At 41.7% G+C, this 23,881-nt stretch carries 26 protein-coding genes; 5 read left to right on the plus strand and 21 right to left on the minus strand.

The window, feature by feature from the left end:
* Positions 1-96 precede the first annotated feature (96 nt).
* Positions 97-1,272 carry a VWA domain-containing protein gene (locus GUA46_RS05850; RefSeq protein WP_176619700.1) on the plus strand — a complete coding sequence of 392 codons (1,176 nt, stop codon included), beginning with the start codon at positions 97-99 and terminating at the stop codon, positions 1,270-1,272.
* 51 nt (positions 1,273-1,323) lie between these two features.
* Here the strand turns inward: GUA46_RS05850 and GUA46_RS05855 are convergent, their stop codons facing one another.
* Positions 1,324-2,319 carry a PorP/SprF family type IX secretion system membrane protein gene (locus GUA46_RS05855; protein ID WP_176619701.1) on the minus strand — a complete coding sequence of 332 codons (996 nt, stop codon included), beginning with the start codon at positions 2,317-2,319 and terminating at the stop codon, positions 1,324-1,326.
* A 124-nt stretch (positions 2,320-2,443) separates the two neighbouring features.
* On the opposite strand from GUA46_RS05855, the gene GUA46_RS05860 reads away from it, so the two are divergent.
* The 4 genes from GUA46_RS05860 (at position 2,444) to GUA46_RS05875 (ending at position 6,697) form a co-directional block, all read left to right on the plus strand.
* Positions 2,444-3,340, plus strand: a complete 897-nt coding sequence (locus GUA46_RS05860) for a NifU family protein (RefSeq protein WP_108246269.1) — start codon at positions 2,444-2,446, stop codon at positions 3,338-3,340.
* A gap of 70 nt (positions 3,341-3,410) precedes the next feature.
* A complete protein-coding gene (locus GUA46_RS05865; protein WP_108246270.1) occupies positions 3,411-3,611 on the plus strand; it encodes a dodecin family protein in 201 nt (66 codons plus the stop codon).
* Positions 3,612-3,616: 5 nt separating this feature from the next.
* Complete coding sequence (locus GUA46_RS05870; RefSeq protein WP_313790859.1) at positions 3,617-5,779, plus strand: thioredoxin domain-containing protein; 2,163 nt, start codon at positions 3,617-3,619, stop codon at positions 5,777-5,779.
* Positions 5,780-5,869: 90 nt separating this feature from the next.
* Positions 5,870-6,697: a mechanosensitive ion channel family protein gene (locus GUA46_RS05875; RefSeq protein WP_108246271.1), complete on the plus strand. Its 828-nt coding sequence runs from the start codon at positions 5,870-5,872 to the stop codon at positions 6,695-6,697.
* Here GUA46_RS05875 and tsaB read toward each other — a convergent pair.
* From tsaB to gcvH, 20 genes are all read right to left on the minus strand, one after another.
* Positions 6,694-7,374, minus strand: coding sequence for a tRNA (adenosine(37)-N6)-threonylcarbamoyltransferase complex dimerization subunit type 1 TsaB (tsaB, locus tag GUA46_RS05880; RefSeq protein WP_176619702.1), 681 nt, complete (start codon positions 7,372-7,374; stop codon positions 6,694-6,696). The genes GUA46_RS05875 and tsaB overlap by 4 nt on opposite strands.
* 16 nt (positions 7,375-7,390) lie before the next feature.
* A complete protein-coding gene (locus GUA46_RS05885) occupies positions 7,391-8,740 on the minus strand; it encodes a TolC family protein (RefSeq protein WP_176619703.1) in 1,350 nt (449 codons plus the stop codon).
* A 42-nt stretch (positions 8,741-8,782) separates the two neighbouring features.
* The gene (locus tag GUA46_RS05890) at positions 8,783-9,901 is read right to left on the minus strand and encodes an efflux RND transporter periplasmic adaptor subunit (protein WP_176619704.1); all 1,119 of its coding nucleotides are present in this window, start codon (positions 9,899-9,901) and stop codon (positions 8,783-8,785) included.
* 39 nt (positions 9,902-9,940) lie between these two features.
* Positions 9,941-11,197 (minus strand): ABC transporter permease, encoded by a 1,257-nt coding sequence (locus GUA46_RS05895; RefSeq protein ID WP_108246275.1) that lies wholly within the window; start codon positions 11,195-11,197, stop codon positions 9,941-9,943.
* Between the two features lie 2 nt (positions 11,198-11,199).
* Entirely contained in the window at positions 11,200-12,429 is a 1,230-nt protein-coding gene (locus tag GUA46_RS05900; protein WP_176619705.1) for an ABC transporter permease, read from the minus strand.
* A complete protein-coding gene (locus GUA46_RS05905) occupies positions 12,422-13,123 on the minus strand; it encodes an ABC transporter ATP-binding protein (RefSeq protein ID WP_176619706.1) in 702 nt (233 codons plus the stop codon). The genes GUA46_RS05900 and GUA46_RS05905 overlap by 8 nt, the downstream gene beginning before the upstream one ends.
* A 108-nt stretch (positions 13,124-13,231) precedes the next feature.
* Positions 13,232-14,332, minus strand: coding sequence for an efflux RND transporter periplasmic adaptor subunit (locus GUA46_RS05910; RefSeq protein ID WP_176619707.1), 1,101 nt, complete (start codon positions 14,330-14,332; stop codon positions 13,232-13,234).
* Positions 14,333-14,365: 33 nt separating this feature from the next.
* Positions 14,366-15,622 carry an ABC transporter permease gene (locus GUA46_RS05915; RefSeq protein ID WP_176619708.1) on the minus strand — a complete coding sequence of 419 codons (1,257 nt, stop codon included), beginning with the start codon at positions 15,620-15,622 and terminating at the stop codon, positions 14,366-14,368.
* An 11-nt stretch (positions 15,623-15,633) separates the two neighbouring features.
* A complete protein-coding gene (locus GUA46_RS05920; protein WP_176619709.1) occupies positions 15,634-16,878 on the minus strand; it encodes an ABC transporter permease in 1,245 nt (414 codons plus the stop codon).
* A 107-nt stretch (positions 16,879-16,985) separates the two neighbouring features.
* A complete protein-coding gene (locus tag GUA46_RS05925) occupies positions 16,986-17,198 on the minus strand; it encodes a hypothetical protein (protein WP_176619710.1) in 213 nt (70 codons plus the stop codon).
* A 6-nt stretch (positions 17,199-17,204) separates the two neighbouring features.
* Positions 17,205-17,741: a DUF420 domain-containing protein gene (locus GUA46_RS05930; protein WP_108246282.1), complete on the minus strand. Its 537-nt coding sequence runs from the start codon at positions 17,739-17,741 to the stop codon at positions 17,205-17,207.
* Positions 17,738-18,481: an SCO family protein gene (locus tag GUA46_RS05935; RefSeq protein ID WP_176619711.1), complete on the minus strand. Its 744-nt coding sequence runs from the start codon at positions 18,479-18,481 to the stop codon at positions 17,738-17,740. Before GUA46_RS05935 ends, GUA46_RS05930 begins: the two co-directional genes overlap by 4 nt.
* Positions 18,462-19,094: a hypothetical protein gene (locus tag GUA46_RS05940; protein ID WP_108246284.1), complete on the minus strand. Its 633-nt coding sequence runs from the start codon at positions 19,092-19,094 to the stop codon at positions 18,462-18,464. Before GUA46_RS05940 ends, GUA46_RS05935 begins: the two co-directional genes overlap by 20 nt.
* A gap of 72 nt (positions 19,095-19,166) precedes the next feature.
* Positions 19,167-19,550 carry a cytochrome C oxidase subunit IV family protein gene (locus GUA46_RS05945; RefSeq protein WP_176619712.1) on the minus strand — a complete coding sequence of 128 codons (384 nt, stop codon included), beginning with the start codon at positions 19,548-19,550 and terminating at the stop codon, positions 19,167-19,169.
* Between the two features lie 15 nt (positions 19,551-19,565).
* Entirely contained in the window at positions 19,566-20,540 is a 975-nt protein-coding gene (locus GUA46_RS05950) for a cytochrome c oxidase subunit 3 (protein WP_176619713.1), read from the minus strand.
* A 92-nt stretch (positions 20,541-20,632) separates the two neighbouring features.
* On the minus strand, positions 20,633-21,214 hold the full coding sequence (locus tag GUA46_RS05955) for a cytochrome c oxidase subunit 3 (protein WP_176619714.1): 582 nt from the start codon (positions 21,212-21,214) through the stop codon (positions 20,633-20,635).
* 2 nt (positions 21,215-21,216) lie between these two features.
* Entirely contained in the window at positions 21,217-22,119 is a 903-nt protein-coding gene (cyoE, locus tag GUA46_RS05960; RefSeq protein WP_108246288.1) for a heme o synthase, read from the minus strand.
* Between the two features lie 155 nt (positions 22,120-22,274).
* The gene (locus GUA46_RS05965; protein WP_108246289.1) at positions 22,275-22,979 is read right to left on the minus strand and encodes an energy transducer TonB; all 705 of its coding nucleotides are present in this window, start codon (positions 22,977-22,979) and stop codon (positions 22,275-22,277) included.
* Between the two features lie 63 nt (positions 22,980-23,042).
* Positions 23,043-23,393, minus strand: coding sequence for a VanZ family protein (locus GUA46_RS05970; protein ID WP_108246290.1), 351 nt, complete (start codon positions 23,391-23,393; stop codon positions 23,043-23,045).
* Between the two features lie 49 nt (positions 23,394-23,442).
* Positions 23,443-23,823: a glycine cleavage system protein GcvH gene (gene gcvH, locus GUA46_RS05975; protein ID WP_108246291.1), complete on the minus strand. Its 381-nt coding sequence runs from the start codon at positions 23,821-23,823 to the stop codon at positions 23,443-23,445.
* Between the last annotated feature and the right edge of the window lie 58 nt (positions 23,824-23,881).

Here is a 23,881-nt window from a genome sequence, read left to right on the forward strand (position 1 = left end):
TCCATTCACTCATTTGAAATGCCAGGTCACTCATTCCTGATTTTAATTGAACAAAGTTGCCGATACATTTACCTCAACTTTAAAAATTATTGCATCATGAAACATATGAATTACTTTTTAGGTTCGGCTTTTCTGTTATTTATGACAGGTACAAGTTACGGTTGCAACCTTAATGCACACACGAAAGAGAAAACAACTTTAGTCACTCGGTCCGTAACCGAAAAGCCTTCAGAGCAATACGTTAAAATTGCGCTGCTTTTGGATACGAGCAATAGTATGGACGGACTCATCAATCAGGCGAAAGCACAATTGTGGGACATTGTAAATGAGTTTACCCATGCCAAATGCGGCACCAACAAGAGACCATCACTTCAAATTGCACTTTATGAATATGGAAATGACAATCTTTCTTCACGTGAAGGATACATCAGACAGGTGTTGGGTTTCAGCAACGATCTGGACGAAATTTCGGAAAAATTGTTCTCACTGACCACAAATGGTGGTGAAGAGTATTGTGGACAGGTTATCCATACCTCATTAAAACAATTGGATTGGGGCAAGAACGCAGATGACCTTAAAATGATATTTATTGCCGGTAATGAGCCCTTCACCCAAGGAAAACTGGATTACACGGACGCCACCACCAATGCAAAGGAGAAGGATGTTATTGTAAACACCATTTTTTGTGGCAATTACGAGCAAGGTATTTCCACCATGTGGAAGAGCGGCGCCACACTTACCGGCGGCGAATATATGGCCATTGACCACAACAGACAGGTGGTCCACATTAACACGCCTTATGACGATATTATCATCAAATTGAATTCTAAATTGAACGGGACCTATGTTTCCTATGGCTCCATTGGCAGACAAAAAAAGGAGCTGCAATATGCTCAAGATGCCAATGCTGCAGAACTGGAAGAAGTGGTAGCTGTGAAAAGAGCTGTGAGCAAAAGTTCCAGGTTGTACAAAAATTCGACTTGGGACCTTGTTGATGCCGCTGAAGATGATGAATCCTTGATTGCAGAGTTGCCACAAAAAGATCTGCCCGAAGAACTCCGAGGGAAATCCGAAAGTGAGATCAAAGCTTATGTAAAACAAAAGAAAGCGGAACGGGAAGAGATCCAAAAACAAATACAAGAGCTCAATGCCAAACGAGAGGTTTACATTGCCGAAAATCAAAAAGAGGAAACCGGGGAATTGGAAAATGCCATGTTATCCGCTATAAAGGCCCAGGCATCAAAGAAAAACTATACTTGGGATAAAAAATAACATTGACGCTTTTTAAGATTGAAATGGTCCATCATAAAAAGATGGGCCATTTTAGTTATTGGCCGCAGGACAATAGCAGTCGTAACGCTTGCCTTGGTCACTTTGCCCGAAGTCGTATCCTAGCGTAATTTGGTGAAACCCTCCATTATCAAAGCGGATATCCCCCGCCTGATAGGAGTAGTTGTAAGAAAACATAAATCGGTTCACATTGACCCCGATAATAGGTGTAAATAATTGAAGACGTTGCTCCCCAAAATTCCCGTTGGATTGAAATTGTGCCCCATCAAAACTGCGGCGGTAGGACAATCCGGCCCAAACGGTTCCAAAACTCACATCTCGATATACTTTTGCGTTCAGGTCCACCGTCTTCTCTTTGGTAAAATCCGTCATTTGAAACAAAATGGATGGTTCGATTCGGGTAGTTTTCCCAAAAACATAGCCTACGGAGAACAAATAACGTCTTAGGTTATCAAACTCGGCAGCCGTATAGAGATCACGTCCACTTCCCAAAAGGTTCAGTACAGCGACATGTGCATAAAACTCAAACAGATTATAGGATGCCCCTAGATCTACATTAAAATAACTAGTGGTGTTTTTGACCCCTGTGACAACCGGGTCAGGAATTACGGACCTAAATTCGGTTTCGTCCAAACTGCTCAGTATTACACCAGCGCTCAGTCCAAAAGATAACTGGTTGAGCGTCCTAAAATCGCCAGCCAACTGCAAGTGGTGCGCATACGTGGCCTTGAACCCTGTTTGCGAATGGTAACCGTTGGAATCGTTGAAAAGAATTCCCCCTACTCCGCTGCGTTCCCCAACTCGAGAATTAATGTTCAATGTTTGCAAGTTGGGCGCTTCGTCCACACTGAACCACTGCTTTCTTGCTGTTAGGCGAACTTTGGTACCTTCCGAAATACCCGCCATTGATGGATATACCAGATAATAATTATCCGCCAAGTAATCAAAATACACGGGAATACCTTCTTGGGCCTTGGCAAATGAGCCAAAAAACAAGGCAATAAACATTGAGGTTAAGATTCGTCTCATCTGACGGTTGGGGCTAGTGATTATCGAATACAATAAAACACTTAAATAACGATAAGCTTGTCACATTATTATAATATTTTGCTGCGCATCGCAACTATTGGTATTTTTGCAACAAATATTCAAGATGAAAGAGTTCAATATCACGGTTGTTCCTACCAACAACCCCAAAATAATAAAACTGGAAGCCAACCATTTTTTGGTGAAGGGCAATTACGAGTTTAAAAATATTGATGAGGCCAAAAACTCCCCTTTGGCCCAACAACTTTTCTACCTCCCATTTATCAAGACCGTTTACATTGCCAGCAACTTTGTGGCATTGGAACGTTTTGACATTGTGGAGTGGGACGATGTAAAGGATGAAGTGGCTCAACAATTGGTAGAGTACCTCAACGCCGGTGAACCTGTGGTCAATGAAGAGGCGGTTACAAAAAAAGAGCCGATTACAGTATACGCTGAGGTAACACCCAATCCTGCTGTGATGAAGTTTGTGTCCAACAAAAGAATCGTTCCCTCTACATATGAGTTCAAGAATATTGACGAGGCCAAAGATTCACCACTGGCCAAGGAACTTTTCCATTTACCTTTTGTAAAAGAGGTTTTTATGGACGAAAACTACGTATCCGTTACCAAATATGAAGTAGCCGACTGGGAAGAAATCAATATGCAATTGCGCGAATTTATCCGTGATTATCTTGCCGATGGCAAGGAAGTGGTAACTGCAGAAGCCATTCAAAAGGGCAAGGAAACTATTGAGCAGAAAAAATCAGGCACTGATTACGATGACACCTCACTTCAAATCATAGACATTTTGGAAGAATATGTGAAGCCAGCCGTTGCCGGTGATGGCGGAAACATTCTTTTTCAATCCTATGAAGAGCAAAGTGGTACCGTGAGCGTTATCCTTCAAGGAGCATGTAGCGGCTGTCCATCATCCACCTTCACCCTAAAGAATGGTATCGAGACCATGTTAAAAAACATGATGGGCGATAAAATCAAGGAAGTTGTTGCCCTTAACGGATAATTAACTAGGCCACTGCCTTATTCCGGTCAAAATTTGTTACCTTAAAGGAAATCTAAAAAATACATTGACCATGGCAGTTTTAAAAGTTATCGAAGTATTGGCTAATTCCAGCAAGAGCTGGGAAGATGCTACCAACAATGCGTTGGAGCAGGCCTCAAAATCAGTTAAGAACATTCGTTCCATCTACATCAACGAGCAGAGTGCTACCGTAAAAGATGGAAAAATTGACAACTACAGGGTAAACGTGAAGATTACCTTTGAAGTACAATAACAAAAATGAAGAAAAGAAAATGCGTCCCGAAACGGACGCATTTTTTTATGCACAAAACCGCCCATGTGATGAAAAAAGTGCTTTTCTTCATATTATTTGGAACCGTAGCCCTTGGCTGCAAACAAAATTCCGACAACATGAGCCATAAACATACCAACGCCCTTATCCATGAAACCAGCCCATACTTGCTCCAACATGCACATAATCCGGTAAATTGGGAAGCTTGGCATCCAGATGTGCTGGAAAAAGCGCAAAAAGAGGATAAACTTCTGCTCATAAGTATTGGCTACGCTGCCTGCCATTGGTGCCATGTTATGGAAAAAGAGTGTTTTGAGGACGAAACAGTGGCCCAAGTGATGAACGACAACTTCATCAATATAAAGATTGATAGGGAAGAGCGTCCAGATGTGGACCAGATTTACATGGATGCCATCCAAATGATATCAGGTCAAGGTGGGTGGCCCCTCAATATTGTGGCCCTGCCCGATGGAAGGCCTTTTTGGGGTGCGACCTATGTTCCAAAAGACAATTGGATAAAGTCCCTGGAACAACTGGCCGAACTTTATAAAAACGATAAGCAACGGGTAACCGAATATGCCACCGACCTGGCGAATGGACTACAGGCCATAAACTTGGTAGAAAACAATGTGGACAGTGAACTCTATTCCTTGGAGCAGTTGGATAGTGCCGTTCAAAACTGGACGCAGTACTTCGATACTTTTTTGGGCGGACATAAGCGCGCTCCGAAATTTATGATGCCCAATAATTGGGAATTTTTATTGCACTATGCCACCACGACCAACAAACCCGAGATTATGGAGTTTGTGGACACTACTCTAACCCGAATGGCCTACGGAGGTGTATACGACCAAGTGGGCGGAGGGTTCTCCCGATATGCCGTTGATGTAAAATGGCATGTACCCCACTTTGAGAAGATGCTGTACGACAATGGTCAATTGACCAGTCTGTATGCCAAGGCCTATGCCGTTACAAAGAATGACCTGTACAAAGGTGTTGTTGCCGAAACGATTGCCTTTGTCCAAGAGGAACTTTTGGACAAGAGTGGTGGATTCTTTTCCTCATTGGATGCCGATAGCTTGGACGGACATGGCAGCTTGAAGGAAGGTGCCTATTATGTTTGGACGAAGGAGCAACTTATCAATTTACTGGGCAATGATTTTGAACTGTTCCAAGCATATTTTAACATTAACTCTTACGGGCATTGGGAAGAGCAGAATTATGTACTTATCCGTGACAAGAACGATGAAGAGATTGCCAACAGTTTTGGCATTGACATTGAAACGTTGAGGAAAACCATAAAAAAGGGCCTAGCCACACTTAAAAATGAAAGAAATAAGCGTCCGAGACCACGGTTGGATGACAAAATCTTGACATCGTGGAACGGATTGATGCTTAAAGGACTGGTGGATGCCTATCGTTATCTGGAAAACGAGGCATACTTGGACCTTGCCTTAAAAAACGCCGAATTTATTGAACGGGAACTTATAAAAGAAGATGGCTCACTCTACCGCAACCATAAAAATGGTACCAGTACCATCAATGCATTTTTGGATGATTATGCCACTGTAATCGATGCTTATTTTGCACTTTACGAGGTCACTTTTGATGAAAAATGGCTAAAACTTTCCAAAAACCTTCTCAAATACACAAAAAAACACTTTTTCGACAATGAATCTGGAATGTTTTTTTATACTTCGGACCAAGACCAATCCCTGATTAGGAGGACCATAGAAGTGGACGACAACGTTATCTCCTCCTCCAATTCCATGATGGCCATCAATCTCTATAAATTTGACAAGCTGTTTCGAGGTGAAGGTTATGGAGAAACATCAAACCAAATGCTCAAAAACGTTCAAAAGGATTTTGACCGTAGGGCACAGGGTTTTTCCAACTGGTTGCATTTAGTGTTGTTCAACAACAAAAATTTCTATGAGGTCGCCATAATCGGTGATGACTATATGGACATGGCACAACAAATTGGCAAGGAATACCTGCCCAATAGTATTTTAGCTGGTTCCAAAAAGAATGGCAATCTTGATTTGTTGAAAAACAGGAAAGTACCGGGTAAAACCTTAGTATATGTATGTCAAGAAGGAGCTTGCAAACTCCCTGTCAGTACGGCTAAGGAAGCCTTGGAACAATTGTAAGCACCCTTTAACATTAACATTTGTTTAAAAACCTTTTCTTTTTTATTATTTGAATATTAACTACGTTGCCAATTAAACTAAAAAGCTATTATGAAGGAACTAGAAAATTACCAAGAATACGTTGATCAGGCCATTGAATGGGCCTTTGGGGTCGTACCCAATATAATCATGGCGATTATCATATTTTTTGTCGGTCTATGGGTTATCCGGCTCATCAATAGGATGGTGAGAGGGTTCTTTAAAAGAAAAGAGTACGACCAGACCCTAGAATCCTTTCTACAAAGTTTTATAAGTATCGCCTTAAAGGTTATGCTATTTGTGGTCGTGGTGACCCAATTGGGCGTAAAGACCTCATCATTGGTAGCCATCATCGGTGCCGCTGGTTTGGCCATTGGCTTGGCCTTGCAAGGTTCATTGGCGAATTTTGCCGGCGGGGTATTGATACTGGTTTTCAAACCTTTCAAGGTCGGTGATTTTATCTCTGCACAGGGCGTGGATGGAACGGTTAGGGAAATCTCCATTTTCAATACCAAGTTGAGTACTTTCGGGAATCAAATTGCGATTATACCGAATGGTCAGCTCTCCAATGACAACATCATCAACTACAATATGGAGTCTACCCGTAGGGATAAAATTGACGTTGGAATCGGGTATGGTTCAAACATTAAACAAGCAAAGGAAATCCTTCTTCAAATCTGTGCCGAGAACGAGAACATCAACAAAGAACCTGCACCAGAGGTGTATGTTGGAAATCTTGGTGACAGCTCCGTAGACCTGTCTTTGCGTTTCTGGGCCAATAACGATGTATTCTGGGCGGCACATTTTTATGTCATCGAGGAAACCAAATTACGTTTTGATGAAGCCGGAATCGAAATACCTTTTCCGCAACGTGTTATGCATAAGGCATTGGAAGATTAATTCTTCTTCTTTTTTTGCTGAAACACAAAGTCCTTGAGATAATAGGGCTCGAAATAGGCCACGTCCTCAAAATCATTGGACTGATATTTTTGAAGAGCAATTTGAATCATATCCTTCGCAGAAGGCACAACGGATTCATTAAAAATAAAGTTGGGGTGTTCTAGGACACCCCTAATTTTTTCTGCTCCACTACCAATAATATATACCTTGCTGTCCGATACGAATTCAGAGAAGGATGCTTCCTCTATGATCTCGGCCCGGGTTTCGCGAACTTCCTTATATGACGCATTGTAAACACAGGAATACACCTCCATACGTCTTGCATCGAGTACAGGAATCACCAATTCACCAGATTTTAAATCCACTTGATGCGCCATACTCTGGAGGGTAGGAACAGAAATCAAAGGAATATCCAATGAAAAACATAAACCTTTTGCGGAAGACACCCCGATACGAAGTCCTGTATACGAACCCGGGCCTTTACTGATGGCAACTGCATCAAGGTCCGAAAATGACAAAGAAGCCTCTTCCAAGGCTTCTTTTATAAATACGTGCAATTGTTCCGAATGGGAATAGTTCGCTGCGTTGTTTTCTTTTAGGACAAGCATTTCGCCATCCTTTGCAATGCTCACGGAGCAATTGGTGGTAGCTGTTTCTAAATGTAGTATTGTAGCCATAGCGGCCACAAAGATACTAGTTTAATGAAATGGGTATACCAAAGTAGAACTCCAATATTTTCAATCGGAAAATATAATCGTATTTGGTACGGATCACATCTGCTTGTGCATTCTCCACCCTGGCTTGCGCTTGGCTAAAGTCAAAAGCGTTCATCAAACCAACATCGTAACGTTCCTTGGCATAGTCATACGCCAAAGTCCTTGCCTCCAATGTTTTTTCGGCTGCCGCATAGGCCTTTTCAAACGTATTCACATCTACATAGGCCTGCTGAACGGTATTTTCCAAATCTAGTTTATCCTGCTCCAGTTGAAGCTTGGCCTTTTCCAGACTTATTTGTGAACGGGTTACATTGTTACGTGTGCTCCATCCATTGAAAATAGGGATGTTCAACTGCGCACCGTAACTGATACCATCAAAAATCCATAATTGGTCAGTAAGGCCAGGAGTATACACACCTCCATTTCCGTCAGGAATCTGGGTTACATCTGAATACCTTGTTCCGTATTGAAAGAAAGCTGATAGCGTTGGCAAATAGGCTCCCTTTGCAATTTTGACATCTTGTTCCGCCAATTCCACATTGGATTCTGAGAATTTGATATCGTTCCTAAAGGTCATCGCCTTATCAAAAATAGCCTTAGGTGAATTATCAAGAATGTCAGATGGGGGAATATCAAATTCCTCTTGAGCAATATCAAAATTTTCATAATCTGTAATCTGAAGCAATTGTGCCAGATTGATACGAGAAATTAGAACATTGCTCTCGCCATTCACTATTTGCTGTTCTTGATTGGCGGCCGTCGCCTCGATTTCTAAAAGGTCTCCCCTGGGAACCACACCGGATTCTACCAACTCCTTGGTTCTTTTCAAATCCTGTTCGGTAACGGCATATTGCGCCCTAAAGGTTTTAAGCTGCTCCTTGTTGGAGACTACTTGTAAATAAGCGTTCGCCACGTTCAAACGGATATCATCCTTTAAATCATCCAAACGGTATTGGTTTGCAATTGCGTTCATTTTGGCCCTATGCAGCTGGTTAATGTTCCTCAGACCATCAAAAAGTGTTATGCTGGATGTGGCACTAATGTTTACGTTGTTTGCCGTACTGTTCGTGGGCAAGTTGTTCGTTGGATTAATGGAGAAACCTGTGTTGCTCGACGCTGACATTGTTCCGCTTAAACTTGGAAGCATGTTTCCAATGGCATCGGACTTATCTATTTTAGCGTTTTCCAAATCCAGTTCAAACTGTTCTACGGTCAGGTTGTTTTCTACTGCGTATTCCACACATTCCTGGAGCGTCCATTGTCGCACCTGTGCACTCGACAAGGTGACAGCGAACAACGCAAGTAATATGGTTATGCTATTTTTCATTCGTTTTTCGATTTTGATTTATTAATGATGGTTTAGTACGGATTAGTTTTCGTCAGATTTTCTTTCCAACTTGTTCCAAACCTTGATTTTATCATCTTCATCAATACCTGAAACAACCTCTACGTCTATACCGTCGCTAACACCCAATTCAAGATCTCTGCGTTCAAATTCATTTTCACCTGTCTGTACTTCCACATATGGCTTTTCTGTCTCTTTATCGAACTGAAGCAAAGCTTCTTTTATGGACAATACATCTTTCTTCTCTTCCAATACTATAGAAGCGTTGGCACTATACCCTGCTCTTACGTAAGAAGTACTGTCACTAGCTTTTACATCCAAATCACCTTCAATCTTAAACTGAACGGCCCCTTCTTCCTCCACACCTTTTGGCGCGATGAATTTTAATTTGGCATTGAATTTCTGTTCCTCCAAAGCTCCCAAGCTAATCTCCAGGGGCATTCCTACACTAAGTTTTCCAACTTCGGCTTCGTCTACCTCTCCCTCAAAAATCATTTGGTTCATATCTGCAATGGTGGCAATGGTGGTACCATCGTTAAAGTTGTTACTTTGGATTACCTGATCTCCTTCTTTTACTGGAATTTCCAAGATGGTTCCAGCTACGGTAGCCCTAATATTGGTGTTTGCGCTTGCCGAGCCTCCGGCAGAACCTTTTCTAATAATTTGGTAATCTGCTTGGGCATTTTTCAATTCCTGCAACGCTTGCTCGTAGGTAAGCTTTAGGTTATTGAAGTCTTGGCTGGAAATCACACCTTTATCAAAAAGGGTTTTATTCCTGTCGTATTCTATTTTGGAATTGTTCAAAGCGAGTTCTGCAGTTCTTACCCGTCCTGCAGCTTGGTTCAAAGATTGCTCGTTCGGAACTACCTTGATTACGGCAATAAGGTCTCCGGATTCTACGCGCACACCTTCTTCCAAGAGGATCTTATCGATAATCCCTGAAATTTGAGGCTTGATGTTGATCTCGTCCTCTGGTATTACCTTTCCGGTTACGATTACTTTATTCACGATGTCCTTTCGTTCTGCTGTTTCGGTTTTATACAGCTCTACAGGAGCACTGTTCTGCTTTAAAAAGTAGACTATCGCGGCCAAAATACCAATGACCACTACCCCTATCAATCCGTATTTTACATACTTGTTCATTCTTGCTTATTTGATTTCGTTATTTAATTGTATTGATGATTATTCTTCTCTTAATGCATCTATGGGTTTTATTTTTACCGCTCTATTGGCAGGCAACAGTCCAATGAGCACGCTCAAACCTACCATTAAAACAAATGATATGATAAATTGAGGTATACTGATCATTGGTTTTACAAAAGGGAAATCATCCCCACTGCCGAACATGGCATCCAAAAGCGACAATATTCCCACAGAGATGGAGAATCCAACAAGGCCCGCAAAAGCTGTCAACACGATGGCCTCAACCACAATCTGGCGTTTTACGATCACCGGTGTTGCTCCCAAGGCCCTTCGCACCCCTATTTCTTGCGTACGCTCCTTTACGGTAATCAAAAGGATGTTACTGATGGCAATCACACCAGCTAGTAGTGTGAAGATTCCAACAAAGAAGGAAAATCCTTTGAGTACGGTGGTAAAGGCAGTGATGCTGTTGAATATTTCCGACATATCGAAACTTCCAATGGCACGCTCATCATCTGGGTGGATATCGTATTTGGCCTTTAAGATGCTCTTAATTTGGCTTTCAACAAATTTCACTGGAGTATTATCCTCCACCGCAATCGCCATCCACCCCATCCTGTCACCCGAGTTAAAGGCTATCTGAAAGGTACTGAAGGGAATGAATACGGCGTTTTCACCATCTATATTGATATTGTTGTTCGGCTTATATATTCCTACCACGGTAAAGTAAACTCCATTAATCCTAATTTCTTCACCGATGGCCTTCTCCCCTTTTTCAAAAAGGAGCTTATAGGTTTCTTCCCCGATAACGCATACCTTTTTGGAGTGCTCTATATCGGTTTGATTAAGGAACCTGCCCTCCACCAATTTCTTTTTTGTAATATCATCGATTTCCGGATAGTCCCCATAAACCGCAGAACCACTTGTTTGACCATTTCTATACACCGTCACAGTCCCCCGATGACTAGCCAACTCAATTCTTGGCGCCAACACTTCTATTTCGGGTATCTGCTTTTTTAAGATATCGGCATCTTCCAGTTTATATTGAATTCTTCTTCCTCGCTCAAAGCCTTTGTATGGTTCGGAGGTCGATTGACCCCAAACAAACAAACTGTTGGAGGCTGTTCCAGCAAAAAGTTTATTGAACCCGTTGCTCATCCCGTTGGCCGAACCTAGCAAGAGCACCAAAATGATCATCGCAAAGATTACCCCAAGCATGGTCAAGAACGTCCTAAACATGTTCTTGCTCAGCGTATGAAAAATTTCTATCCACAAATCCTTATCAAATAACCACATAACTATTTATCACTTAGTGCAACAATGGGTTTAACATTCGCAGCTTTCATCGCTGGCAACAGACCTGCCAATACTCCCGCTATTACAAGAATAATAGTGGCGGTTATCACAGTGGAGAGGTTTACGGATGGATTACTGAATGCCGGTGTTTGTATCATGGGACCGATTGCGGCCAAAATCATCCAGGCGAACAAAAGCCCCACAAATCCCGAAATAGCAGTAATAAAAACGGACTCCAACAAAACCAGATTCACTATTTGGCTCGGTCTTGCGCCTAGAGCTTTACGTACACCTATTTCTTTGGTTCTTTCCTTTATTGTAAACACCATAATGTTTCCGATACCGACGATTCCCGCAATGAGAATCAAGAATCCAACCCCGATACCTATGCCTTTTAGAACAGCCGTAAAACTGCTGATATCGTTGAATGCTTCGGCATAGTTCCAAACGGAAAGACCCGCTTGGTCCTCTGGTGCAATCTTATGTCTTCGCTTCATCAAAATCTCCAACCTTTCGGAAAAGTCAAGAGCTTCCGTTAAATCATAATTAGGGTTATAGGTCAATGCAATACTGGCAATTTCATTGGTGTTCCCATAAATACGTTGATATGTACTTACCGGCGCGTAAATCCTTCGCTCCGCATTGTCATCTCCATCATCTGTAAATATTCCAATCACCCTAAATGGCAGCCCGTTGAACTCTACGAATTTTCCCAGAGGATCTTCCTTTTTAAATAAATCCTCTGCCACTTTTCTACCGATAACGGCAACTTTGGCCTTGTTCACTATGTCGGCCTCATTGATATACCTTCCAGAGGTAACCAATGTTTTTTCTATAGCTTGATGACCAGGATGGGTAGCTTGTACTGAGTAGGAGCCGGTCTCACTCTTATAACGTGCTGTTGCATTGGCATAATACCTTGCGCTGATATATTCAATATCCTTTGGAAAGGTTTGTTTGATGTATTCCAAATCATCATTCTTTAATTGAATGCGTCTGCCTGCCTCAAAACCGCCATAAGCTTTGGAAGTTGTACCGGTGCGCACAAAAATGGAATTGGTGGCATCATCATTGAACTGGCCCACAAAACCGTTCTGCATTCCGTTCACCGAGGCCAACAACATCACTAGGATAAATATGGCCCAACCTACAGAGAAACCAGTCAAGAAAGTCCTGAGTTTATTGGTCTTCAGCGTATTGAATATTTCCTGCCAAACGTCCCGATCAAACATATTGTTCTGCTCTTACTTGTTCGACTTTTTTGTCCTCGACGATAACACCATCTTTTAAGTGCACGATTCGTTTGCACATGTGCGCGATATCCTCTTCGTGGGTAACTACCAAAATGGTGTTTCCCTCATCGTTGATTTTTTGAATAAGGTCCATGACCTCATAAGAAGTTTTACTATCCAAAGCTCCTGTTGGCTCATCCGCCAAAAGCACCTTTGGCTCCGCTGCCATCGCTCTCGCTATGGCAACCCTTTGCTTTTGACCTCCGGAAAGTTCGCTTGGCAAATGGCCCGCCCAAGGTTTTAGCCCCACTCTTTCCAAATACTTCATCGCTTTTTCTTGGCGTTCCTTTCTAGGTACTTTTTGATAGTATAATGGAAGCGCCACATTTTCTGCTGCACTTTTATAGTTGATCAGGTTAAAGGATTGAAAAATGAATCCCAAGAACTTGTTCCTATACTGGGCCGCCTTGGTCTCGCTCAAATTCTTGATTGGAACACCATCCAAGGTATATTCTCCGGAATCCGCACCGTCCAACATTCCCAAAATGTTCAAAAGAGTGGATTTTCCAGAACCGGAAGACCCCATAATGGCCACGAGCTCTCCTTCCTCGACTTTAAAATTTATCCCTTTTAAAACATGCAGGGAGTTGCTCCCCATTTTATAGGATTTATGAAGATCTTTGATTTCTATCATGATTGATGATGTTAGCTATCTTACATTTACTTCTGCTAGTAAGACATATATGTTGTTAAAATGTTACAAGATTTTTTACTTTTTTTTCAGAAAGGTGCATTTTGCACACTATTCCTCGGCCAGCGCATTCCATACCTTAACCTTGTCAGTAGCCGCTATACCTGACTTTACCTCTACAAAAATGCCATCACTGACCCCAAGTTCGATTGTTTTTCTTTCGAACTGCTGATTGGCAGTCTCTACCTCTACAAATGGTTTTTTGGTGTCATCATCAAACTGGACAAGCGCCTCCTTAACCGCCAGAACGCTATCGGCACGTGCCAAAATTATGGAGGCATTGGCACTGAGTCCCGCCCTGATGAAAACGGTATCGCTTTTCTTCAACGTGCCCTTAATCTCAAATTGGATTGCTCCGTTTTCTTCCTTGCCCTTGGGGGCGATGTAATCCAGAACGGCATCAAAAACACGGTTTTCAATGGCACCAACGGTAATCTCCAATGGCAAATCCTCTTTAATCTTTCCAACTTCGGACTCATCCACCTTGCCCTCAAAAATCATTTTATCAACATCGGCAATGGCTGCTATGGTGGTTCCTTCGTTAAAGGTGTTGCTCTCGATTACTTGATTACCGACCTCCACAGGGACTTCCAGCACCATTCCACTGACAGTAGCACGTATCATGGTATTGGCCGAACTGCTCAATCCGCTGGTAGTTCCTGTTTTTACGATATCGTAGCGTTTGTTGGCCGCCGAATAGGCTTGCTTAGCTTGGTCATAGGCCACTTGCGCCCGCTCCAAGTCCGTTTTGGGAATCACACCCTTGCCGAATAGCGTTGATTGGCGTTCATAGTTCCTTTTTTGATCATCGAGATTTATCTTGGCCTCGTCAATTGTATTTTTTGCATCATTCAATGCGGACAAATTGGGCACTACCTTGATCTTGGCCAAAAGATCACCAGATTTTACGTAATCTCCACCTTCCACATAAATCTCCTCAATCACTCCAGAGATATTGGGCTTGATCAACACCTCTTCCAAAGGAAGAATACTTCCGGTCGCAACGGCTTTTTTAACGATGGTCTGCTTGGAAGGTGTCTCCGTTTGATACACTACGGGGTCCTCAGCATTTTTTTGATACAAATAGTACATGGAGCCACCGAACACTATTACGATGAGCAACAAGATGACAATGGTTACCGATTTTTTCATTTTAATTGATGTTATTGATTGATTCTTTACCTATTATTCTGTTCTAAGCGCTTCGATGGGTCTGACCCGTATGGCACTCTGTGCTGGAATGAAGCCTGCCAATAGCCCGGATACCATTAAAATGGTCAATGCGCCGGTGACCACTCCAATACTGACACTTGGACTCATAAACATATCCACAGGCCCAACGCTATCCAATAGGGAGTTGATTCCAAATATGACCAACGACCCAAAAATGATGCCTACCATTCCCGATATCAAAGTCAGGAAGATGGACTCCATCAAAATTTGTTTTTTTATGGACCATGGCTGCTCGCCCAACGCCCTTCGTATTCCGATTTCCTTGGTGCGCTCCTTCACCACAATGAGCATTATATTGCTCACCCCGATAATTCCAGAAAGCAACACCATAATGCCCACAATATAAGCGACTGCTTTTAGTGCCCCAAAAAGACTTTCTACACGATTATATTGTTCGTAAAGGTCAAAATAGCCAACTGCACGGGTATCTTCGGGATGTACCTTGTGGCGTTTTTTCATCACATCCACAATTTTTTCCTTTAGTTGTGATATGGAACTGCCGTCGTTTGCGGTTATGGCCATCCAACCAACATTTTCTCCTCTGTTGAATGCCTGTGAAAATGAGGTAAATGGTACAAATATTTCCTTTTGGCCTTCTTCGCCCCCACCACTATTGTTCTTTTTATAGGTACCGATCACCATAAAGTTCACTCCCTGTATTTTGATATAGGTTCCAAGCGCATCTTCTTCTTTATCGTACAAATCATTCTTTACCCCTAGACCAATTACGGCAACCTTTCGTTTTTCCCTAATGTCGTTATAGTTCAAAAAACGCCCCGAGGTCACGGCCATTGGATCTTGATTGATAATCTCCGGATAATCCCCATACACATTATAAGCTCCGGTCCTAATGCCCCGTACCACATTGTTGTTGCCGCCAAAACCTCCCAATTGGTTCCGTGGTGAAATAAAACGTAAGTTAGGCACATTGTCACGAAGTGCTTGCACATCACTTATTTTAAACTCAAAACTCCGCCCTTTGGGTAGCCCCTCGTAACCTTTTGTGGTGGCACGTGTCCACATGAACATGGTGTTGGTGGCGATGTTTCCAAAATCTTGTTTGATGCCATTTTCCAATCCCTTACCTGCCGCCAAGAGCACGATAAGAATAAAAATACCCCAACACACTCCAAAGGCCGTAAAGATGGTACGCCACACATTGGTAGTGAGCACCTCAATAATTTCCCGCCATCTATCTTTATTGAACATATCAGCTTTGCTTATTCGTCCCTCAAGGATTCGATTACCTTAACTTTTGCCGCTCGGTAAGCGGGCACAAAACCTGCAAGGGTCCCTGCCACTATCAAAACGATTACCGTGGAAAAGGCCACATTAAAGTTGACCGAAGGATTCATAATGTAATCCACTTCTATATTGGGCCCGACAAGTTCCAACAATGCCATACTAAAAATAAGGCCACCAAAACCAGAGATAGCCGTAACAAATATGGCTTCGTGCAATATCATCCCAATAATGGACCATGGTTTGGCGCCCAAAGCCTTTCGGATTCCGATTTCACGAGTGCGTTCTTTTACCACGATCATCATAATATTGCTTACGCCCACTACTCCTGCGATGATGGTACAGACCCCAACGAACCAAAAGAAAAGTTTTATGTTGTTGGTAAGGCCATAATACCTCTTGGCTTCTTCCATGGCGCTCCACACCTCAATGGCCCCAGTATCGTCAGGAGCTATGGTATGTGTTTGTTGTAAATATTGGCGTAGCCCGTTTTTAAAATCGATGGACTGTGCTACGGCTTCGTCAAAATTCTCGACAGGAGGCAGGGTGAAGGACATATTATTGAGCCTATTCCCGCCATTAAAGGTGCGTTGTGCTGTGGTTATGGGTATATAAATTCGTTCTTCCTCCCGCTCTTCCATTTCTTTGAAGACCCCTATTACTTTGAAAGGAATGCCCGAAATGTCTATGAATTCTCCAATGGGTGTTTCCACCTCACCAAAGACATCCTTTTTTATTTTGTTCCCAATGATGGCGACTTTTCCATTGGAAACTTCGTCTTGATAGTTGATGAACCTACCCTCTACCATATTGGCATTTTCAATAAATTGAAAATCGGATGCTACACCCTGTACGCCGTAAATGAGCGCCTCCTTTCCATAATTGACATTGACGCCACGAACAAATATCCTGGCCGAACCACGTTCAATGTCCTCTTTGAACATAGCACTTGCCCTATCAAAATTTTCATTTACAAGCTGAATAGGTCTTCCCGGGTTAAGTCCCTTATATTCTTTTGAAGTAACTCCCGGCCACACCCAAACACTTGTGGACGCATCTTGCTTGAACTCGTTTTCGATACCGTTGCGCATACCTTGCCCAAAGCCCAATAAAATGACCAAAATAAAGATGCCTGAGGCCACGGAGAGCCCTGTTAAAAAAGTCCGGAGTTTGTTCTTTCTTATGGTGTCAAATATTTCTTGCCACCGTTCCAGGTCGAACATAGGTTAGCGATTTTGATTGATGAAATACGCAAAAGCGCACACCAATTAGACTATCAAAATCTTAAATTGTTACAGTTTGAGTTAAAAATCCTTATTGAAAGAATGTTTTAACCTCTCATCTTGCGATAAATAAAGTAGAAAAGACCAGCAACCAAGACATAAGGAACGGCCATTAGGTACACAATTCCATTATTAATCGCTTCGGCAGTTTTTCCATCAGACTCACTCTCTACAACTGCTCGGCACATGGCACATTGGGCCTCCGACAGGGTCGGGACCATAAAAGCTATCAGCAGTATGATAAGAAATCTTGTCTTCATGTTTGATTAGTATTGATAATATGGAGAAATCATTACGTAGACCAAAACACCCGTAACGGCTACGTACAACCAAATCGGAAAGGTGTATTTGGCCCACTGTCGATGACTTTCAAAATCGTCAAGGTACACTTTGGAATAGGTAATCAGTACCAATGGTATTACGGATATGGACAACACGATATGTGTCATCAAAATAAAGTAATAAATAAATTTAATGGGCCCTTCTCCTCCAAAAACCGTTGTTTCGGAAGTCATGTGATAGGCTACATACATCACCAAGAACAAGGCAGAAAGCACAATATTGGTCAACATCAACCTTCTATGAATCAATTGACGTCCATTCTTGATGGCGATAATGGCAGCAATCAATAGAATAGCTGTAAGACCGTTTATGCCCGCATAAATCGGGGGGAGAAACGACAATGGTTTTGCATTCGGAATTTTATAACCAAACAAAAGTGCCACCACTAAAGGTATAGCAATGGAAATTACGGTAATCAACCTATTGTACCGCTTTTCCTTAAGAGTAATTTCCTCGGTCATTCTGCCAATAATTTTTTAATGTCCTCTTTTAATATGGTAATCTGTTGGGATTCCCCTTCTGAATTTACTTTTTGTTCCTCGGTAATTGTTCCTCGATAATAGATCAACGGGTTACCGAATTCATCTTCACGGGAACGAATATACCCATTTTTGTCTACCAATGCGAACATACCGGAATGCTCGAATCCTCCTGGCGCATTTTGGTCTTCGTTGGCAAAAATGTAAAATCCTTGCCTTGCCAATTCATATATTTTCTCTTGATCGCCTGTCATCAAATGCCAATCCTTATCCGTGATACCATATTTTTCGGCATAGGCTGTTAGCACAGTCGGCGTATCATATCGTGGGTTGATTGTAAAGGATGCCACTCCAAAATCTTCATCTTCTTCGAAAGTATCCTGCAATTCCACCAGGTTTTTTGTCATTATAGGACAAATAGTGGGACAAGTGGTAAAGAAGAACTCCACTACATATACTTTGCCCAAATAGTCCTTGTTGGTCACCAAGGTACTATCTTGATTATAAAACTCGAAGTCTGGCACGCGGCGCTTTTCACCTTGGTTGACCACAAAACCTACCTCTATTTCTTTGGAGCCATTGCTCATCCGGTCGTTTTCTACGACCGTGCCCCCTTTTATGCGTTTGGTGATTTCATACACAGCAAAAATCCCAAAAATCAATATGATTGCTGAGACCCAGATATAGGTATGCTTTCGTTTGTTATTTGCTCCTGTCGGCATTGTTCTTTTTTAAAGCTAAACGGTATTCGGCCAAGATTATCTTGATATCGTCCACCATTTTATTGTTCAATTCTGCTACTGAAGAAGTATCGAATCCATACTTGGTTCCTTCATCCTCATCATCGGTTCGTCCGCGAAGTTTTAAATCCTTGTCAACTATAAATACATTGGGCGTGGAATAACTATCGTCCAAATCAATATTGGTCTCCAATGATTCAAAAATTGTTTCGATTTCATCTGGGTTGCCAAATGCAAAGTGCCATTTATCTATGTCGGAAAGTTTTCCCAATTCACTCTTCAAATCTTCGACCTTGCCCATTTGGTCTTCCGTCACCAACATCACCATCTGAAAATCGTTGAACTCCCCAAATCTTTTATAGATTTTTTGGTTCAAATTGAACGCATTCCCTTGTTTGGACGCTACATCATTGCCCAAAAAACCCAATATGGTAATCTTATCCTTTAGTTGGACGTTGGGGTCTATCCGAGCTACATCTTCCACGTTTTCCGTGAGAATGGGGAGGCGTCCGAAATTGTTCACTCCCGATGCGAAAAATAAATACACGACCACAGGGAGTATAAAAAGAACGGCTAATACAATTTTCTTCTTCATAGTGTTTATAACCGTACAAAAATAAAAAAAGACGGTTGGAAAACCGTCTTTTAAATCTGTTAAATGCTTTTCTTAGAAGTTCCAAGTAATGAATCCATCACTGTACACATTATAAATGTAGTCGGCTTCAAAAAGCAAGATGAATATCAAATAACATACTAGGAAAATCGGGGTCCATACGATTACCCTTCGCAATGGAGTCTTCTCGTCCCTTAAGTGCATAAAGTCCCATGCTATATAATAGGCCTTAACCAAGGTAAGGATGATGAATATCCAGTTTAACAACTTCATGCCCAAAAAGTAACTGTGGGTCAAGAACCGTGGCTTTATGATACCCAATGCAACTTCTACTGTTGTTACTATCGAAAGGAAAATAAGTACTCCCCAAATTTTTTGGGTGTTGGACTTAAATTTTAAAAGTCCTCTGAAAATCTCGAGTTTATGATCGTGTGCCATTTGTAATCTATGTTTTTATACCAAGTAAAAGAATGTAAATACGAATACCCATACCAAATCCACAAAGTGCCAGTATAGTCCAACTTTTTCTACCATTTCGTAATGGCCTCTACGCTGATAGGTTCCCAAGATCACATTAAAGAAAATGATGATATTGATTACTACCCCGGAGAATACGTGGAATCCGTGGAATCCAGTAATGAAGAAAAAGAAATCGGCGAACAACCTATGTCCGTATTCGTTGTGTACAAGGTTTGCTCCTTCTACCACTTGATTGGCCTCCAATATTTTTGAAAGTGATTCTTTTCTATCCAAAAGGGTCTTTTCACCCTCTTCATTAAGTTGTTCTGTACGAATAAGGATATTCGGTGTTGCTTTAAAACCCTCTACTACTTCGTTTAACGAATAAGAGGTCTGATAACCTTCTCCTTGGAACCAAATACCTTTGCTTGCCACATGCTTCTCTCTTTCCTCTGGCAATGTCTTGGCAAAGTCTGCCAAGGCAGCTCTTTCACCGGTTTCGGCATCTACGAACTGAAGGATTCTACCTGAGTTGGTTTCTACAGCTCCATAATCTCCTTTGATGAATGTTGCCCATTCCCATGCCTGTGAACCAACGAAGATGGCACCACCAATGATGGTAAGGAACATATATAGGATAACGCTTTTTTGCTTCATTTTATGACCTGCATCTACTGCGAGTACCATGGTCACAGAGGACATAATCAAAATAAAGGTCATGAAAGCTACATAATACATAGGATAGTTCCCATGGAAGAACGGCACGTGGGTAAATACCTCATCGGCAATTGGCCATAGCTCTATAAACTTAAATCTTGAGAAACCATAGGCTACCAAGAACCCAGAAAAGGTCAAGGCATCCGACATGATAAAAAACCACATCATCATTTTTCCATAGCTAGCGCCAAGGGGCTTATTCCCGCCTCCCCAAACGCTGTCTTCTGTACCGGTACTTACCGTTGCATCCATATAAAAGGTCGTTTTATTAAAACTTTCACAAATTTACATTTTTTGATGTATTGTAAAAGACAAACTTGATTGAAAACTGCGCCAATCTTGTTTTATTTCACGAAATACATAAATAGAATTAGATATACCCAAATAAAATCCAAAAAATGCCAAAATGTGGCACCCAACTCCATTCCCAACATATTATCGGGGGTATACTTATGTCTTATTTGCTGTACAATAACCACTAAAAGTGAAATCAATCCTGCCACTACGTGGGCAATATGTACGGCAGCTATCAAAAATACGTAGGACATTTTTATATTACTGGTGGGACCGGTAAAATAATACCCGTTCTCCAGCATCTGTGAAAACCCCACAAATTGTAATGATATAAATGTGATTCCCAGTGCCAAAGTGATGAGCAAACATATAGTACCCGCCTTTTGATTATTGTTGCTTACAGATTTTCTTGCGATAAAATAGGTAATACTGCTCAGGATAATCATGGCCGTGCTGACAAAGAATGCACTTGGAAGTTCCAAATCGCTCACCCAATCCTCTCTTTTACTACTAACGATATAGGCACTTGTCCAGCCAGCAAATCCCATGATCAAACTCACAATACCGAACCAGAGCATCATTTTTTTTGCCCTTTTATTCTTTTCCTCCGCTGTTCCTTGGGTTAAATCCATTCTTAGCTTATAAACTTATCTAATACGTATACAATCTGAATCAATGATATGTAGGTTACACTGGCCAACATCAATTTTCTGGCTGATGCATTGTCCCTATTTTCATAAAGTTTGAAAGCAAAAAACAACATGACCAATCCTGACAAAAATACGATGATTGCCGCAGTAATGGAAAGGTTAAGCCTACCTGTAAAACCAAAAACCGGGACAATGGAGATTACAATCATCCAGATGGTGTACAGTATGATCTGAAGTGCCGTTCCCTTATCCCTATTCCCTGTAGGCAACATTTTGAATCCTGCCTGCTTATAATCGTCATCTAACATCCACCCGAGTGCCCAAAAGTGCGGAAACTGCCAAAAAAATTGAATCATGAACAATGTCCCCGGCTCAATACCAAAATCATCGGTCGCTGCCACCCACCCCAACATAAAAGGTATGGCTCCGGGAAAGGCACCTACGAATACGGATAAAGGCGATTTTGTTTTCAGCGGCGTATAAACACTGGTATACAAAAAAATGGATATGGCACCGAACATCGCCGTTTTAGGGCTAAGTGCAAGCAAAGCCAAAACTCCCAGCACTGTTAACGTGACTGCAATGATCAATGCGGTCCTCACGCTCATTCTTCCCGAGGGAATGGGGCGGTTTCGGGTACGCTTCATTAGAGCGTCGAGGTCTTTTTCTATAATTTGATTATAGGCATTTGAGGCTCCGACCATGCAGTACCCCCCGAACATCAATAACAATAAAGAGACCAAATCCACCTGATAGGCACCCAGAAAATACCCCGCAATCGAAGAGAAGACCACGCTTACGGCCAATTTGGCCTTGGTAATCTCCTTAAAGTCGGAAAATACTAGGGAAAGGGTATTGCTTTTTACTGAACCTACGGCAGATTTCATCCACTACATTATTGGCTGGCAAAGATAACGCCAGTGTATATCTTTTGCAACCAAAGCTAAAGTTTTATGATTCTAGTATTTAAATGAATAAAAAAAGCCCTGACGTTTCCATCAGGGCTTTTTCTATTCCTACCTCGGCAAGAATTATATAAATTTTACTGAAGCTTAAATGTAATTGGAATACTGAAAGGAACCTTTACTGGCCTACCCCTCTGTTTTCCAGGTGTCATTTTAGGCAGTTTTTGAATAATTCTCATTGCCTCTGCTTCCAAGTTTTTGTCCGGTCCACGCATTCTAATGTTTCCGATACTTCCATCTTTCTGGATAACGAAAATTACACTTACCCTACCTTGAACTCCCATTTCTTGGGCAATTTCTGGGTAACGGAAGTTTTTACGGATGTGGTTTTGCATTTGTTCTTGGAAACAAGCCTTTTTATCCTTAGCGTTTTCGCACCCAGGGAATACTGGCACGTCCTCGATAACTGCAAAAGGAACAGAGATATCTTCTTCAACTTCCTCTACTTCAACTTCCTCGATTTCGATTACCTCTTCTTCTTGGCTGGTTTCAGTAGATTCGATTACTGTTTCCTCAACTTCTTCCTCATCCTCTACAACCTCGATAACTTCGGGGGCTGCAGGTGGCGGTGGTGGCGGTGGAGTCTTAATCTGCTCGGTCATTGGCACTTCTTCGTCCAATTGATCTTCAACATTCATAGAAATGTCGTAATCATTGACCTTGTCATATTTTTTCCACTCCATTGCTCCGTATACCAATGCCAAAACAGCGGCCAATCCTATAACGAAATATAGGGCACTGTTTCTTCCTACGTCTGCTTTCGGGTTCTTTTTTGGTTCCATCCTTTTTCTCCTTTTCTAAATTTAGTGTTTGCTAATTTAATTATTAATTGGTTAAATAAACAATTAAAATTTCCATTTTAACGGGTTTTTCTTAGAAAAAAACCACCGAATCAACCCAATTCCTGCAAATGCTCCCAGTGTATTTGCCAAAACATCGGCAAATTCGGCCATCCGATCCGTTGTTAGGGTATATTGCAGCACCTCAATCAGCATTCCATATAATATAGCGAAAATCAAAACAATAATCAAGGTTTTTCTCAATCCTAGGCTTCCAGAGGTTCTTTCCCGTAAACTTAAACTTCCCACAAATGCGAACACCAAATAAAATGTAAAATGAACGATTTTATCGGCATAGGGAATATCCAGACCTCCTGTATCCAAATCCATTTGAGAGAAAGAAAATAAGCTGAGCATTGTGATGACCACTACCCAGCTTATAAACAATATAGTATATATGCTTTTTTTAAGCACCTATCAATGCCTTGTAATCATCAGCACTCATTAATTCTTCTACCTCGGAAGGCTCGCTAATTTTTATTTTCACCATCCAGCCATCGCCATAAGGGTCGGAATTCACTTTTTCGGGCTCGTCTTCCAATGTTTCATTAAATTCTACGATTTCACCGCTCAACGGCAAAAACAAATCAGAAACGGTCTTTACGGCCTCAACGGTTCCAAAAACCTCTTCTTTATCCAAGGTTTCATCCAAAGTTTCCACCTCTACGTAAACGATATCCCCTAGTTCGCTCTGGGCAAAATCCGTGATTCCAACGGTTGCGATATCCCCATCTATCTTGACCCACTCATGGTCCTTTGTGTACTTTAATTCTGATGGTATGTTCATTGCTAATGTATTTGAATTAGTCGATGGACAAATGTAACAGATTGCGGAAAGCTTTTCA

The sequence above is a fragment of the Flagellimonas chongwuensis genome (assembly GCF_013376415.1).
GTDB lineage: Bacteria > Bacteroidota > Bacteroidia > Flavobacteriales > Flavobacteriaceae > Flagellimonas > Flagellimonas chongwuensis.

Excerpts from the sequence above, each read along its gene's own strand:
- GUA46_RS05850 (WP_176619700.1), top strand. The coding sequence starts at position 97 with ATGAAACATATGAATTACTTTTTAGGTTCGGCTTTTCTGTTATTTATG.
- GUA46_RS05855 (WP_176619701.1), bottom strand. The coding sequence starts at position 2,319 with ATGAGACGAATCTTAACCTCAATGTTTATTGCCTTGTTTTTTGGCTCA.
- GUA46_RS05860 (WP_108246269.1), top strand. The coding sequence starts at position 2,444 with ATGAAAGAGTTCAATATCACGGTTGTTCCTACCAACAACCCCAAAATA.
- GUA46_RS05865 (WP_108246270.1), top strand. The coding sequence starts at position 3,411 with ATGGCAGTTTTAAAAGTTATCGAAGTATTGGCTAATTCCAGCAAGAGC.
- GUA46_RS05870 (WP_313790859.1), top strand. The coding sequence starts at position 3,617 with ATGAAGAAAAGAAAATGCGTCCCGAAACGGACGCATTTTTTTATGCAC.
- GUA46_RS05875 (WP_108246271.1), top strand. The coding sequence starts at position 5,870 with ATGAAGGAACTAGAAAATTACCAAGAATACGTTGATCAGGCCATTGAA.
- tsaB (WP_176619702.1), bottom strand. The coding sequence starts at position 7,374 with ATGGCTACAATACTACATTTAGAAACAGCTACCACCAATTGCTCCGTG.
- GUA46_RS05885 (WP_176619703.1), bottom strand. The coding sequence starts at position 8,740 with ATGAAAAATAGCATAACCATATTACTTGCGTTGTTCGCTGTCACCTTG.
- GUA46_RS05890 (WP_176619704.1), bottom strand. The coding sequence starts at position 9,901 with ATGAACAAGTATGTAAAATACGGATTGATAGGGGTAGTGGTCATTGGT.
- GUA46_RS05895 (WP_108246275.1), bottom strand. The coding sequence starts at position 11,197 with ATGTGGTTATTTGATAAGGATTTGTGGATAGAAATTTTTCATACGCTG.
- GUA46_RS05900 (WP_176619705.1), bottom strand. The coding sequence starts at position 12,429 with ATGTTTGATCGGGACGTTTGGCAGGAAATATTCAATACGCTGAAGACC.
- GUA46_RS05905 (WP_176619706.1), bottom strand. The coding sequence starts at position 13,123 with ATGATAGAAATCAAAGATCTTCATAAATCCTATAAAATGGGGAGCAAC.
- GUA46_RS05910 (WP_176619707.1), bottom strand. The coding sequence starts at position 14,332 with ATGAAAAAATCGGTAACCATTGTCATCTTGTTGCTCATCGTAATAGTG.
- GUA46_RS05915 (WP_176619708.1), bottom strand. The coding sequence starts at position 15,622 with ATGTTCAATAAAGATAGATGGCGGGAAATTATTGAGGTGCTCACTACC.
- GUA46_RS05920 (WP_176619709.1), bottom strand. The coding sequence starts at position 16,878 with ATGTTCGACCTGGAACGGTGGCAAGAAATATTTGACACCATAAGAAAG.
- GUA46_RS05925 (WP_176619710.1), bottom strand. The coding sequence starts at position 17,198 with ATGAAGACAAGATTTCTTATCATACTGCTGATAGCTTTTATGGTCCCG.
- GUA46_RS05930 (WP_108246282.1), bottom strand. The coding sequence starts at position 17,741 with ATGACCGAGGAAATTACTCTTAAGGAAAAGCGGTACAATAGGTTGATT.
- GUA46_RS05935 (WP_176619711.1), bottom strand. The coding sequence starts at position 18,481 with ATGCCGACAGGAGCAAATAACAAACGAAAGCATACCTATATCTGGGTC.
- GUA46_RS05940 (WP_108246284.1), bottom strand. The coding sequence starts at position 19,094 with ATGAAGAAGAAAATTGTATTAGCCGTTCTTTTTATACTCCCTGTGGTC.
- GUA46_RS05945 (WP_176619712.1), bottom strand. The coding sequence starts at position 19,550 with ATGGCACACGATCATAAACTCGAGATTTTCAGAGGACTTTTAAAATTT.
- GUA46_RS05950 (WP_176619713.1), bottom strand. The coding sequence starts at position 20,540 with ATGGATGCAACGGTAAGTACCGGTACAGAAGACAGCGTTTGGGGAGGC.
- GUA46_RS05955 (WP_176619714.1), bottom strand. The coding sequence starts at position 21,214 with ATGGATTTAACCCAAGGAACAGCGGAGGAAAAGAATAAAAGGGCAAAA.
- cyoE (WP_108246288.1), bottom strand. The coding sequence starts at position 22,119 with ATGAAATCTGCCGTAGGTTCAGTAAAAAGCAATACCCTTTCCCTAGTA.
- GUA46_RS05965 (WP_108246289.1), bottom strand. The coding sequence starts at position 22,979 with ATGGAACCAAAAAAGAACCCGAAAGCAGACGTAGGAAGAAACAGTGCC.
- GUA46_RS05970 (WP_108246290.1), bottom strand. The coding sequence starts at position 23,393 with ATGCTCAGCTTATTTTCTTTCTCTCAAATGGATTTGGATACAGGAGGT.
- gcvH (WP_108246291.1), bottom strand. The coding sequence starts at position 23,823 with ATGAACATACCATCAGAATTAAAGTACACAAAGGACCATGAGTGGGTC.